9 protein-coding genes and 2 pseudogenes are annotated in these 14,300 nt (G+C 61.7%); 6 read left to right on the top strand and 5 right to left on the bottom strand.

Annotated elements, in window-relative coordinates; genetic code table 11:
- Window positions 1-2 precede the first annotated feature (2 nt).
- The 3 genes and pseudogenes from GKR99_03295 to GKR99_03285 all read left to right on the top strand — a co-directional run bounded on the left by GKR99_03295 (window position 3) and on the right by GKR99_03285 (window position 2,775).
- Window positions 3-957 (top strand): IS630 family transposase gene (locus GKR99_03295; protein NKB26631.1). Its coding sequence is split into 2 segments (ribosomal slippage): window positions 3-353 and window positions 355-957, totalling 954 coding nucleotides; the frame shifts between segments, so codons are not numbered across the junction.
- A 34-nt stretch (window positions 958-991) separates the two neighbouring features.
- Window positions 992-1,699, top strand: coding sequence for an HAD family hydrolase (locus tag GKR99_03290; protein NKB26630.1), 708 nt, complete (start codon window positions 992-994; stop codon window positions 1,697-1,699).
- Window positions 1,700-1,816: 117 nt separating this feature from the next.
- A pseudogene (locus GKR99_03285) lies at window positions 1,817-2,775 on the top strand (IS630 family transposase).
- 323 nt (window positions 2,776-3,098) lie between these two features.
- Here GKR99_03285 and GKR99_03280 read toward each other — a convergent pair.
- A complete protein-coding gene (locus GKR99_03280) occupies window positions 3,099-3,884 on the bottom strand; it encodes an inositol monophosphatase (protein NKB26629.1) in 786 nt (261 codons plus the stop codon).
- 69 nt (window positions 3,885-3,953) lie between these two features.
- A complete protein-coding gene (locus tag GKR99_03275) occupies window positions 3,954-4,871 on the bottom strand; it encodes a LysR family transcriptional regulator (protein ID NKB26628.1) in 918 nt (305 codons plus the stop codon).
- A gap of 96 nt (window positions 4,872-4,967) precedes the next feature.
- Here GKR99_03275 and metF point away from each other — a divergent pair, with 96 nt between their 5' ends.
- Window positions 4,968-5,828, top strand: coding sequence for a methylenetetrahydrofolate reductase [NAD(P)H] (metF, locus tag GKR99_03270; GenBank protein ID NKB26627.1), 861 nt, complete (start codon window positions 4,968-4,970; stop codon window positions 5,826-5,828).
- 49 nt (window positions 5,829-5,877) lie between these two features.
- On the opposite strand, the gene GKR99_03265 is transcribed toward metF, so the two are convergent.
- Window positions 5,878-6,918, bottom strand: coding sequence for a DUF2235 domain-containing protein (locus GKR99_03265; protein ID NKB26626.1), 1,041 nt, complete (start codon window positions 6,916-6,918; stop codon window positions 5,878-5,880).
- Window positions 6,902-9,199 (bottom strand): annotated as a pseudogene (locus GKR99_03260) (molybdopterin-dependent oxidoreductase). Before GKR99_03260 ends, GKR99_03265 begins: the two are co-directional and overlap by 17 nt.
- Before the next feature lie 212 nt (window positions 9,200-9,411).
- Here GKR99_03260 and GKR99_03255 point away from each other — a divergent pair.
- The gene (locus GKR99_03255; protein ID NKB26625.1) at window positions 9,412-12,495 is read left to right on the top strand and encodes a valine--tRNA ligase; all 3,084 of its coding nucleotides are present in this window, start codon (window positions 9,412-9,414) and stop codon (window positions 12,493-12,495) included.
- 279 nt (window positions 12,496-12,774) lie between these two features.
- On the opposite strand, the gene GKR99_03250 is transcribed toward GKR99_03255, so the two are convergent.
- Complete coding sequence (locus GKR99_03250; GenBank protein NKB26624.1) at window positions 12,775-12,939, bottom strand: twin-arginine translocation signal domain-containing protein; 165 nt, start codon at window positions 12,937-12,939, stop codon at window positions 12,775-12,777.
- A 95-nt stretch (window positions 12,940-13,034) separates the two neighbouring features.
- On the opposite strand from GKR99_03250, the gene GKR99_03245 reads away from it, so the two are divergent.
- Entirely contained in the window at window positions 13,035-14,141 is a 1,107-nt protein-coding gene (locus tag GKR99_03245; GenBank protein ID NKB26623.1) for a pyridoxal phosphate-dependent aminotransferase, read from the top strand.
- Window positions 14,142-14,300 lie beyond the last annotated feature (159 nt).

Here is a 14,300-nt window from a genome sequence, read left to right as displayed (position 1 = left end):
TCATGGGGAAATCACTGTCTTTGGACATTCGAGAGCGCGTCGTCGCGCTGGTAGATGAAGGACTTTCCTGCCATGAGGCGGCCCGGCGTTTGCGGATATCGGTCGCGAGCGCGGTGCGGATCATGCAGCGCAAAAGGCGAACCGGCGGCGTGAAAGCTGCGCCTCAAGGACGGCCTCGACGCAGCAAGTTGGACGCGGCGTCCGAGTGGTTGAAATTACGCGTGCAAGCTGAACCGGACATCACCATGCCGGAGCTGGCCGAAGCGTTGAAGCAGGAGCATGACCTAATCGCCACACCGGCGATGCTCTCGCGTCACTTGCTTCATCGCCTTGGGTTCACATATAAAAAAATAGCTGATCGCAACGGAAAGGCTGCGCAAACGGGTTCGCGCCGCGCGATACGAGTGGCGGCGTCGGATGCCGAGGATGCGCCGTGAGCCGCATAGGCTGGTGTTTATCGACGAAACCGCCGTCACCACCAAGATGACACGCCTGCGGGGCCGATCCCTCCGGGGGACTCGGCTTGAGGCGGACGCGCCCTTCGGCCACTGGCGCACGCAAACCTTCATCGCCGGGCTGCGGATGGATGAACTCAGCGCACCCTGGGTTCTGGACGGCCCCATGAACCGCGCCGCCTTCGACATATACATTGAAACCCAATTGGTTCCGACCTTGCAGCCAGGTGACGTCGTGATCGCTGACAACCTGTCGTCCCACAAATCCGCAAAGGCACAGGCCATCCTGAAAGCGCAGGGAAGCTGGCTCCTCTTCCTGCCGCCCTACAGCCCCGACCTGAACCCTATCGAAATGGCATACGCCAAGCTCAAAGCACATCTGCGACGGCTGAAAGCACGTACCTTCGACGCGCTGTTCCAATCCGTCGCACAAACCTGCGACCTCTTTCCACCAGAAGAATGCAGAAACCTCTTCAAGGCTGCCGGATATGTTGCAGATTAAATGGACCATGCTCTAGAAAAGGGTTCACGAAGCATTGGCAGGCGCAAAGATCACAACCGTTGGCTTCGATGCCGACGATACGCTGTGGCATAACGAGCGGTTTTACCGCGGTACACAGCAGGTGTTCACCGATCTGCTGCGCGATCATGCAGACGCCGAAACGCTGGATGCGCGTTTGCTGGCGGCGGAGAAACGCAACATCGGGCGCTATGGATTCGGCATTAAGGGATTTGTCCTGTCGATGATCGAAACCGCGATCGAGGTCACCGAAGATCGTGTGCCCGCACGTGTGATTCGCCAGATCATCGAGACCGGGCAGGACATGCTGGCGCATCCGGTCGAATTGTTGCCCCATGCACGCACCGCCGTTGACGCGCTGGCCGATGATTTCCGCCTGTTGCTGATCACCAAGGGCGATTTGTTGGATCAGGAGCGCAAACTGGCTCAATCGGGCCTGGGCGACATGTTTGATGGGGTCGAGATTATCTCGGACAAGACAAACACCCACTACGGTCGGATATTCGATCAGCATGGCGATGGGGCGACGCGCGGGCTTATGGTGGGAAATTCGATGCGTTCGGATGTGTTGCCGATGATTGCCGCAGGCGGTCAGGGCGTGTTCGTGCCCCATGATCTGTCATGGGACCTCGAACATGCCGAAGCGCCAAACGGCCACCCGCGATTTCACGAAATCACCGACCTTGGCGCGCTGGACGCCCTTGTTCGGCAGCTCAATCGCTGAATATTGTCGCCAGACAGTTTGAATTTGCCACATCTAAAGCGTTTCGTCTTGAACCTGAATCGCGAGGGATTCCCTTGAGACCTGATCTGTGATTCATCCTGTTTGGGAGGATGGATCATGTCAGCACCTTTGCCATCTGCGCTTCGGATACGGTTTCAGAGATACATTGAAGAAGGGTTGAGCGGGCGCGCGGCGGCGTTGCGGTTGAAGCTGTCGCCTGCCACAGGCGCGCGGTGGGCGCGTCAGGTGAGGATGAAGGGTCATGCGGAACCTGCCCGGCAGGGACCGCCGCGCGGCAAGGGAAAGCTGGCTCCGCATCGGGAATTCTTTGAGGAGTTGATCGCACAAGACCCTGACATCACGCTCTTTGAGTTGCGTAATGCGCTGGCCGATGCAGAGGGTGTGCGGGTGCATCACTCCTCCATCGCCAACCTTCTGTCCCGGCTCGGCTTCACGTACAAAAAAAGTCGCTGGTCGCAACCGAGCGCCGCCGCGCCAAGGTAAGGCAGCAACGGGCCGACTGGTTCAGATACCGCTCGCCAGCCATTGCGACCTTTCCTGAGCGCGTTGTCTTTATTGACGAAACCGCAGTGAAGACAAACCTCACGCGCCTACGCGGCAGAGCCAAGCGCGGTAAGCGCCTGACGATGGATGCGCCCTTCGGAAGCTGGGGAACCCAAACCTTGATCGCGGGCCTGACCCAAGGCGCGCTGATCGCACCTTGGGTCATCAAGGGAGCGATAGATGGCCCCGCCTTCGCGGCCTACATCCGCGAAGTGCTGGTCCCCGAGATCAACCCCGGCACTGTCGTCATTCTCGACAACCTGGCAACCCACCGGAATAAGGAGGCGACGCAGGCTTTACGCAATCACGGCTGCTGGTTCCTTTACCTGCCACCGTACTCGCCCGACCTGAATCCCATCGAGCAGGCCTTCTCTAAACTGAAAGCCCATTTGCGACGGATCGGGGCCAGGTCCTTTACCCAGGTCTTCGAAGCAATCGGAGCAATCTGCGATCTCTACGACCCAGTAGAATGCTGGAACTACTTTAAGGCCGCCGGATATGTCTCAGGTTAATGTCGAAACGCTTTAGGCGCTGGTGTTCGTCTCTGAGCATCGATCCAGATCAAGTGGACGATATTTTAGTTCGTTGCTCCGCCCAAAACCTCTCCGGACTCTGACGCTCCTGCGTCGTCCGCAGCCTCGTATACGTCGATTTCGATCTTAGCGGCGTTGGCTGCGATCAGGTCAGACAGGATAGGGGTTCCGTCGCGCCTGACCGATGAAGGCAATCTTCGCGGCAACGGCGCCCGCTTCGCTGTGCAGGAACACCCGTGTCGTAGTCATGTCCGCCGGATACAGGCGAATCGCGACGAACTTTCGACGGGCGGCTGTTCTTCCTAGCCGCGCACCAGCTTGGCGAAGGCATCGAACATGCCGCCGCTGGCGGCGATCATCTCTCCGCCGTGCAGCAGGTCGCCATTGCGCTCAATCGGTTCGACCAGCCCGCCAGCCTCGCGCACGATCAGCAGTCCGGCGGCGATGTCCCAGGCGTGCAGACCACGTTCCCAATAGCCGTCGTAACGTCCGGCAGCCACATAGGTCAGGTCCAACGCTGCCGCGCCCCAGCGGCGCACACCGGCGCAGCCGGGCAGAATGCGGGCCATGTCCTGCAATGTGTCGGGCAGGTCCGCGCGCCCACCAAACGGCAGGCCGGTGGCAAAGATACACTCGATCATCTTGGTGCGGCCGGACACGCGCAGGCGGCTTTCGTTCAGCCATGCGCCCTGCCCTTTTTCGGCCACGAACATTTCGTCCTTGGACGGGTCGAACACCACCCCGGCGACGATCTCTCCCTTGAATTCCAGTGCGACAGAGATTGCCCAATGGGGCAACCCATGCAGGAAGTTCGTGGTGCCATCCAGCGGGTCAACGATCCAGCGGCGGGTCGGATCCTTGCCGTCCTCGGCTTCGCTTTCCTCGGCCATCCAGCCGTAATTCGGGCGTGCCTCCATCAAGTCTTCGCGCAGGATCGCCTCGGCCGCGATATCGGCTTTGGAGACGAAATCCCCCGCCCCCTTGGCGGTGACCTGAAGGTTCTCAACCTCGCGGAAGTCCTTGGACAGCGACCGGCCCGCGCGGCGCGCCGCCTTGATCATGATGTTGAGGTTCGCACTGCCCTGCATGGGACGCTCCGCCGGTTTCCTGGATCAGGGGGCGCGTATAGGCGCGCCGGGCGGAATTGCCAATGGGGGTCAGGCGGGTGCGGTGGCGCGTTGGAGCTTCACCGGCTCGCTGCGCGCCAGTTTGAGAAGATGTGCCATGTATGGGCGGGCGGTTTCGTCACTGCGGGTCGCGGCGTACAGCCGCCGCGTTAGCCCGTTCTTGGTCAGCGGCCGGGTCACGTAATCCGAGTTATACCGCACCTCGCGCACCACCCAGTCCGGCAAGACCGCCACCCCCCTGTTCGAGGCAACGAGCAACAGGATCACCGCCGTCAGTTCCACCTGTCGCACCGTTTCGGGTTCTACTTTCGCCGGGATCAGCAACTGACTGAAAACATCCAGCCTTTGGCGATCCACCGGATAGGTGATCAGGGTCTCGCCGCGAAAATCCTCGGCCTCGACATAGTCCTTTTTCGCCAGTGGATGTGCGGCGGCGGCGACGAAGACCGGCTCATAATCAAACAGCGGCGTGAAATCGACGCCGTCCAGGTCTTCGGGGTCGGAGGAGACGACCAGATCCACCTCCTCACGCTGCAGGGCAGGCAGTGCGCCGAAGGCGAGGCCGGGGCGAATGTCGACATCGACGTCGGGCCATTTCTGGCGGAACAGCTCCAGCACCGGGAACAGCCATTCAAAACAGGCGTGGCATTCAATGGCGATGTGCAAGCGGCCCGATTTGCCGCTGACGATCCCGGCGAAATCGGCCTCAAGCGCGGCAACTTCGGGCAGGATACGTTCGGCGAGCCGCAACAGCTTGTGCCCCGCTGCCGACAGCTTCAGCGGTTTGGAACGGCGCACGAACAGCTCGACCCCGGCCTGATCCTCAAGCCCCTTCACCTGATGGGACAGCGCGCTTTGGGTGATGTGCAGCCGATCCGCCGCGCGGGCCATGCCCCCGGCCTGGTGAATTGCCTGAATGGTGCGCAGGTGGCGGAATTCGATGTTCATCGCAAACTCACATCTGACTCATAAAGGTGATGAGGATTATGAATTTGTCTCACGATCGTGGGCGTGGAACAAGGGGCCAATTGCAAAGGACACCGCATGACCACGATCAGTTTCGAGTTTTTTCCGCCCAAATCCATGGCCGCCTCTTTCCGGCTGTGGGATACGATCCACACGCTGGCCCCGCTAAACCCGGATTTCGTGTCGGTCACCTATGGCGCCGGGGGCACGACCCGTGCCCTGACCCATGAGGCGGTGCGCGAGATTGGCCGGATGACCGGGCTGAACGTGGCGGCACATCTGACTTGTGTTGATGCAACGCGCGAAGAAACGCTGGCAATTGCGCAGGATTACGCAAAATCCGGTGTCAAACGTATCGTCGCGCTGCGTGGCGATCCGGCTGACGGGCAATCGGCCTTCACCCCGCACCCGGATGGCTTCGCCAATTCTTGCGAGCTGATTTCGGCACTGCGCGATGCTGGCGATTTCGACATCACCGTCGGCGCCTACCCCGATCCGCACCCCGAAGCGGCCAGCGCGGATGCGGATATCGACTGGCTGAAACGCAAGGTGGACGCCGGCGCGACCAGCGCGATTACGCAGTTCTTTTTCGAGGCTGATACGTTTCTGCGGTTCCGCGACAGGGCCGTGGCGGCCGGCGTGGATATTCCCGTTCTCCCGGGTATCCTGCCGGTCGAAAACTGGACCTCGACCCGCGCCTTCGCAACCCGTTGCGGCGCGGCAGTTCCCAACCACATCGCCGAGGGGTTTGAGCGGGCCGAGCGTGACGACCGGCTGAACCTGTTCGCCACAGTCCACGCGACCGACCTGTGCACCGACCTGATCGAAGGCGGGGTTGAGCATCTGCACTTTTACACGCTGAACCGCCCCAGTCTGACCCGTGATGTTGTCCACGCGCTGGGGCTTGCCCCGCCGGTGCCGCTGGAATACGTGGCTTAGCGCGGCGGCGATTTTTCGTCGAAAAATCGAGCCTTCGGCGAGGATATTTTTAACGAGAAGATGACCCCGGAGTTTTCGTGACCGTCGGATGAATGCTTTCTGAGACATCTTTACCGACCGCACGATCCGCGCGTGCCAGGAATAGCCAGCCGAACCCCCGCCATGTTCCGACGGACGGGGCGTCCGGGTCCTGTTCGAAACGCGCCTGCCAGCCCGTCGGCAGTGTCAGGCCGCAGTTTTCCAGCCGTTCCAGCATCCAGACCAGCGGGATATTCGCCAGTGGTCGCGCCGCGTTGAAACCGCGCAGCTGTGCGCCCACATCGCCGTGGCTGCCGCGAAACCAGACCTGCTCCATATGCCCCGGCCAATCCATGTGACAGTGCCACATCACCGGCGCATAGGCGACGCGGGTTTCATCCAGCGCCAGCGCCTGAAACCCGTTCAGGGTCGCGTCCCCCAGAACATGATTGTGAAAGGCGTGGCGACGCTCGGCAATGCGCCAGATCAGCGGCAGGCGCATCCCCAGCGCCTTGACGGTATCCCAGACGGCCACAGCCTCGATCCGGGTGCCGGGGTGGCAATAGGCGTCCCGAAAGGCGCGGGCTGCATCGCTGCGCCCGCCCGCGCGATAGTGGTAATAGGCCGTGCGGATATTGCGAACGGTCGCATGTTCGGCGCGCAGCAGCCCGACCCGGTCGATCAGACCGGCCAGAGACCGCACCGCATAGGCCCCGCGCGAGTATCCGATCAGATAAATCCGGTCCCCCGGGCGATAACGGCTGGCGATAAAGCCGTAAGAACGCCGGATCTGCCGATTGATGCCGCGCCCTTCCAGCACGTCCCGCGTGGCGCGCCAGCTGGCCCACTGAATGCCCGGTTCATAGCGGATCACCGTATGGGCGTCGGCGGCTTCGCTTAGCAATTGATAAGTCAGTCCGGCGTTGGTTTCCCGCCCCGGTTCCAGTGACGACAGGGTACCATCAAGAATGACGATGATGTCGCGCCGCACACGCGGATCCGGCGCGGCGGTTTGTTCAACCGCTGGGCGACCGCGCCAGAGGCGGCGTATGAGATCACTGAGCCGCGACATCCGCGGTATTCAGCAGCGCCCACATCCGATGCGGCGTGTAAGGCATGTCGACGCGGGTAATCCCAAGCGCCCACGTTGCATCGGCGACCGCATTTGCAACGGCAGCGATGGCGCCAACTGTCCCAGCCTCTCCACAGCCTTTCATGCCCATGATGTTGGCGGTCGAGGGCACCGGTTCGGTCGAGAAATCAATCATCGGCATATCGTCGGCACGCGGCATCGCATAGTCCATGAACGTTGCCGTGAGCAGTTGGCCATCGCTGTCATGCACCACCCGTTCTGTGATCGCCTGTCCGATGCCCTGGGCAACCCCGCCGTGGATCTGCCCCTCGACCAGCAACGGGTTGATCATGTTGCCGAAATCATCGACGACCGTGTATTTCACGCAGGTCGTCACGCCGGTTTCGGGGTCAATCTCGACCTCGGCCACATGGGCGCCATTGGGGAAGGACCGGCCCGGAAGCTCGGCGAATTCGCGGAAACTCAGTAGGTCAGCGCGGCCCTTTTCGCGGGCCAGCGCGGCGACTTCCAGCATGGTCGGGGCCTCGTTCGATCCGGCGATGCGGAATTGCTGATCGTCGAAACTCACATCCTCGGGCGTGACGCCGTTTTCTTCGGCCAGGAAGGCACCGAAATCGCTGACAATCCGGCGCACTGTCGCCAGCGTTGCGTTGTTCTGGTTCACCGCAGACCGCGATCCGCCGGTGCCGCCGCCTTCGGGGATAAGGTCGCTGTCACCCTGCACGAAGCGGATTTTTTCATAGGGAATACCGGTCTGATCCGACAGGAAGCGGGGGAACACCGTTTCATGCCCCTGCCCGTTCGACTGCGTGCCGACATAGATTGTCGCGCCGCCATCCTCGTCAAAGGTCACCTTGGCGTGTTCTTCGGAATCGCCCAGAATGCTTTCGTTGTAATAGCACAGGCCCAGCCCGCGCAGCTTGCCCCGGCTGGCGCTGCCGGCCTTGCGCGCGGCAAAACCGGCGCGGTCGCAGGCAGCTTCGGCCGAGTCCAGAACCTTGTGGAAATCCCCGACGTCATATGTCTCACCCGTGGCGGAGTCATAGGGGAAGGCGTCGACGGGAATGAAGTTTCTGCGCCGAAGATCCCAGGGATCAACGCACAATTCCCGCGCCGCCTGATCAATCGCACGTTCGATGGCAAAAATCGCTTCGGGCCGACCCGCGCCGCGATAGGCGTCGACCTGGCAGGTGTTGGTATAGATGGCCTGCACGGACAGGAACGTGGTCTGCACGTCATAGGTGCCAATCAGAACCTTGGTGAACAGCTCGGACTGGATGAACTATGCATAGCCGGAGTTATAGGCCCCGAGATTACAAATGTTATGAACCCGGTAGGCGGTGATCTTTAGGTTTTTGTCGAAGGCAAGTTCGCAGGTCGACACCAGATCGCGCCCGTCATTGTCGGTCAGCATGCCTTCGGTGCGATCGGCGATCCAGCGCACCGGGCGGCCAAGGATCTTGGCGGCCAGCGCGACGGCGGTGTATTCAGGATAGATGAACCCCTTGGTCCCAAAGCCGCCGCCCACATCCGGGTTCATCGCCAGCACGTTTTCCGGCTCCAACCCAAGTTGGCGTACCATTTCGTCCTTCAGCGGCCAGACCCCCTGACCGTTCACCGTGATCGACAGGCGCGTGCCGTCCCAGTCGGCGAAACAGCCGCGCGGCTCCATCGGGTTCGAGATGACGCGGTTATCCACGACATCGACGCTGATCCGTTTGTCTGCCGCTGCGAACGCCGCCTCACAGGCGGCGCGGTCACCGAAATGCCAATCGAAGGCGATATTGTCGGGGATGTCGGGATAGAGCGCCTCTCCCCCAGGTTTTACATCAACATGTGCCGGCAAGTCATTGTAATCAAATTCAATCATCTCGGCAGCGTCCCGAGCCTGCGCCAGTGTATCAGCGACGATAAGGGCAATCGGTTCGCCAACAAACCGCACGCGGTCTTTGGCCAGAAACGGGCGCATCGGGGCGGTCGCCTCAGTCCCGTCGGGCAATTCCAGAACGTCGTAATCCATATCTAGGCGCACGCCCGCCGCCTCAACCTCTGCCGAGGTCAGGATCAGATGCACGCCGTCCGCGCCGCGCGCGTCATCGATGTTCAGCGTGGCAATCTCGGCATGGGCAACGGGCGAGCGAAAGGCGAACGCCCTAAGCGCATCTTTTGGCGCAATATCATCGACATAGCGGCCTAGCCCGGTCAGAAACCGATCATCCTCGCGCCGGCGAACCGGCTGAGATTTTCCGAATGCGTCCATCTTGCATGCCCTTTCGTTGCCCAGGTGACAGTATCGGGGATGCTGGCAGTGTCCAGTGGGTGTGGTGCGGCTGAGCGTCAGCCGTGCACCGGAGAATTTTGTCCGAAAGCGGCACTCCACCACGCAATCCCACCAATACCCAGGCCCGACACCTTCCCCTTCCCGACCCCATTCGCTAGATGAACCCGCAACTTCATGCGGGATACCTCAAGATGACGATGGACAAGAGTTTCGATGCGGCCACGGCCGAGGCGCGGATTTCGGCTGAGTGGCTGAAGGCAGAGGCCTTTGCGGCGGGCGCAAACGCCATGCCGGGGGCCGAGCCGTTCAGCATCATGATCCCGCCGCCCAACGTCACCGGCGTGCTGCACATGGGTCATGCGTTCAACAACACGTTGCAGGATATCCTGATCCGCTGGCACCGGATGCGTGGGTTCGACACGCTGTGGCAACCCGGCATGGACCACGCCGGGATCGCCACGCAGATGGTTGTGGAACGTGAACTCGCCAAGGACAAATCCAACGCCACCCGCCGCGACATGGGGCGTGAGGCGTTCACGGAAAAAGTGTGGGAGTGGAAGAAGCAATCCGGCGGCACGATCATCGAGCAGTTGCAGCGCATCGGTGCCAGTTGCGACTGGTCGCGCACCGCTTTCACCATGTCCGGCGCGCCCGGCGCCCCAGAGGGGGAAGAGGGGAATTTTCACGACGCGGTCATCAAGGTTTTCGTCGACATGTACGACAAGGGCCTGATTTATCGCGGAAAACGGCTGGTGAACTGGGATCCGAAGTTCGAAACCGCGATTTCCGATCTTGAGGTCGAGAATATCGAGACCCCGGGCCACATGTGGCACTTCAAATACCCGCTGGCCAGTGGCGCGAGTTATGAATACGTCGAGAAGGACGAAGACGGCAAGGTGACCCTGCGCGAAACGCGGGATTACATCTCGATCGCGACCACGCGGCCCGAAACGATGCTGGGCGACGGCGCTGTGGCGGTTCATCCGTCGGATGAACGGTACGCCTCAATTGTCGGGAAATTGTGTGAAATCCCGGTCGGACCGAAAGAATACCGCCGCCAGATTCCGATCATCACCGATGAATACCCGGACCCCGCGTTTGGCTCTGGCGCGGTGAAGATCACCGGCGCGCATGACTTCAACGACTACGCGGTGGCAGAACGCGGCGGCATCCCGAAATACCGTCTGATGGACACACAGGCCGCGATGCGGGCCGATGGCGCGCCCTATGCCGAGGCGGCGACGCGGGCGCAGGAAATCGCGGGCGGGGCTGAGGCGACGGGGGCTGAGATTGATACGCTGAACCTCGTCCCCGACGAGTTGCGCGGGTTGGATCGGTTCGAAGCGCGGGACGCGGTGGTTGAGCAGATTACCTCCGAAGGTTTGGCGGTGATGGTGCCGGAAAATGACCCCCGCCTCGGCAAGGCCGCGCGCACCCCGCTGCCCCCTGAGGAAGGCGGTGACACGCCCGAGGCCGAAATGGTCCCCCTGGTCGAGACCAAACCGATCATGCAGCCCTTCGGCGACCGATCAAAAGTCGTCATCGAGCCGATGCTGACCGACCAGTGGTTCGTCGCCACCGACAAAATCGTCGGCCCGGCCATCGACGCGGTGAAGAGTGGCGACGTGCGGATCATGCCGGAACAGCATGAGAAGGTGTATTTTCACTGGCTGGAGAATATCGAGCCCTGGTGCATCAGCCGCCAACTCTGGTGGGGGCATCAGATACCGGTTTGGTATGGGCCGCGGATTGTGGATAGCAGTGATGGAGCATACCCACTGTCGTATAATCCACCAATGTATTTTTGCGCGAATTCGGCGGATCAGGCTGCAAAAAAAGCCAACGAGTACTATGGCCACAATGTTCAAATCGAATTTAGCAAGTTCGAAAACCTCCCAGCGCTTGAAGGTATGCAGAAGACAGCGAACCCAACTGCGTTTGCGATTGGTTCGCCAGAGAGCATGCAACTTGAGAAAGTTGTTCTCGCCCGCGACCCCGACGTCCTTGACACCTGGTTCTCCTCCGGCCTCTGGCCCATCGGCACCCTCGGCTGGCCCGAGGAGACCGAGGAATTCAAACGCTACTTCCCCACCTCGACTCTGATCACCGGGTTCGACATCATCTTCTTCTGGGTCGCCCGGATGATGATGATGCAGTTCGCTGTGGTCGGGCAGAAACCGTTCAGCGACGTTTACGTCCACGCCCTTGTCCGCGATGAGAAGGGCAAGAAGATGAGCAAAAGCCTCGGCAACGTCATGGACCCCCTTGAACTCATTGACGAATTCGGGGCCGACGCGATGCGGTTTGCGCTGATCTCGATGGGCCGCGACCTGAAGCTGTCGAAGCAGCGGATCGCCGGATATCGCAACTTCGGCACCAAGCTGTGGAACGCCGCGCGTTTTGCCGAGATGAACGGCGTTTTTGGCCAGCAGCCCGGCGAAACGCCGACCCCAACCCACCCCGTCAACCGCTGGATCGTGGGAGAGGTCGCGCGCACCGCGGCGGATGTTGACGAAGCACTCGCCGCCTATCGCTTTTCCGACGCCGCCAGCACGCTTTATGCTTTCGTCTGGGGCCGGTTCTGCGACTGGTACGTCGAATTCTCCAAGCCGCTGTTTGATGGCGAACACGCGGGCGAAACCCGTCAGACGATGGCCTGGGCGCTGGATCACTGCCTGCTGATGCTGCACCCCTTCATGCCCTTCATTACCGAAGAGCTTTGGGCGCTGTCCGGCAAGCGCACCAAGCAACTGGTGCATGGCGATTGGCCCGAGTTGGACGCTAGTGTCGCGGATGCCGAGGCGGACGCCGAAATCTCCTGGGTGATCGCATTGATCGAAGGCATCCGATCGGTCCGTGGCGAAATGAACGTCCCCGCATCGCTGAAAGCGCCGCTGGTGCGGGTCGAACTGGACGCCGCCGGGGCGAAGGCGTGGGGCAATAACGCCGCCCTGATCACGCGAATGGCGCGGCTGGGCGATGTGACCGAAGGCTCCGCGCCCAAGGGGTCCGCGACGATCGCTGTTCCGGGCGGCTCGTTTGCTTTGCCGCTGGCCGACATCATCGACGTCGGAGCCGAAAAAGCGCGGCTTTCCAAGACGTTGGAGAAGCTCGACAAAGACCTGCGAGGGCTGAGCGGGCGTCTGAACAACCCCAAATTCATCGACAGCGCGCCGGAAGAGGTGGTCGAGGAAACCCGCGCTCTGGCGACCGAAAAAGAGGCCGAGCGGGCGCGGATTGCGGCAGCTGTGGAACGGCTGGGTGAGGTAAGTTAACGGCGAATTTGCGGGCAGCGTCTGGCCTGAAGGGGACGTTGGCAAGACACGTCTTCCCGCCCGGAATCAAGCCTGCCAGGGCGCCGGGCGATCGCCTGACCGTCCCGCGGGCAGGCGATTTCGCTAAGGGCGCAACTCCTTCGATACTTACCGTCAAGGCTGGACCATAAATTGCCACACAACAGCGTTGCGTCGCCTACCCCCCGGTCAGGCGCTCTCCCGGCTTGGCGATTGATCATTACCGTCCGCTCCAGGCCAGAATAGCCCCGAACGCCCTGACTACGGCACCAGCCGATCAACCGCCCGCATCATCCCCAACGACTTGTCATAGACCAGCGTCAAAATCCGCCGCCCTCCGGTTTTCGTGGCAATCTGCGGCACGGCGCGCAGACTGACGGCGGCGGCGCTTGCGGCGAGAAACCCTCGGCGATTCAGGTTTGGCATATCGGGCCTTTCACTGGTTACCGCTATTATCTGGGGCACGCCCCGCCACCGAATCAAGCCTTGCAGGCGCCCAGCGAATCGGCAGACTGGCGGGCATGAGGGGACCTCGTTTTACCGAACTCGCCGCCAGCCTGCCCGCCACCGTGCCGTTCGTCGGCCCGGAAACGCAAGAACGCGCGCGCGGTGCGCCCTTCATCGCGCGTCTTGGCGCGAACGAGAATATCTTTGGCCCCTCACCTCGCGCAATCGCCGCCATGGCCGATGCTGCGGGCGACGCGTGGATGTACGGCGACCCGGAAAACCATGACCTGAGGGCGGCGCTGGCCGCGCATCACGGCGTCCCATCGGACAACATCGTGGTTGGCGAAGGCATCGACGCGCTGCTGGGGTATCTGGTGCGGCTGCTGATCGGCCCCGGCGATGCGGTGGTGACCAGCGACGGGGCCTACCCGACCTTCAACTTCCACGTCGCGGGCTTTGGCGGTGCGCTGCATAAGGTGCCCTACCGCGATGACCACGAAGACTCCGAGGCGCTGCTGGCCAAAGCCGCCGCAGTGGACGCCAGGCTGATCTATTTCGCCAACCCGGACAATCCGATGGGCAGCTGGCACAAGGCCGCGGTGGTAACGGATATGATCGGCCGCGTGCCCGATGGCGCAGTATTGATCCTGGATGAGGCTTATGGCGAATTCGCCCCTGAAGACAGCCTGCCGCCGCTGGATACCTCCGACCCGCGGGTGATCCGAATGCGCACGTTCTCAAAGGCTTACGGGATGGCGGGCGCGCGCATCGGCTATGCCATCGGGCATAGCGACTTGATCGGGGCGTTCAACAAGCTACGCAATCATTTCGCCGTGAACAGGATCGCACAGGCAGGGGCGCTGGCCGCCTTGGCGGATCAGGGATACCTCGCCAGCGTCGTTGCCGACGTGGCCGCCGCGCGCGACCGGATCGGGTCGATCGCCGCTGAAAACGGGCTGAGCACCCTGCCTTCGGCCACCAACTTCGTCGCCATCGACTGTGGCCGGGACGGCGATTTCGCCCGTGCCGTGCAGGCCGGGCTGGTCGAGCGTGGGATATTCGCCCGCATGCCCTTCGTTGCACCGCAAGATCGCTGCATCCGGATCAGCGCCGGGCGACCAACGGATCTGGAGGCGTTCGCCCTGGCTTTGCCGAAGGCATTTACCAACGCGCAGCGTTAAAAAACGGCACCAACTTTGCAAGGCGCCCATCATCGCCCTACAGACCCCAACCGCACGAGCATAAGGAAAGATCCACCCCAATCCACAACCGCCTCTCCCTTCTTGCCCATCATTGACCCAAAAATATCCCGGGGGGTCTGGGGGGCTGGCCCCCCAGCT

It is taken from the genome of Paracoccaceae bacterium, assembly GCA_012103375.1.
GTDB lineage: Bacteria > Pseudomonadota > Alphaproteobacteria > Rhodobacterales > Rhodobacteraceae > WLWX01.
Note: the sequence above shows the minus strand (reverse complement) of the source record. Positions and strands in the feature narration are given on the sequence as shown.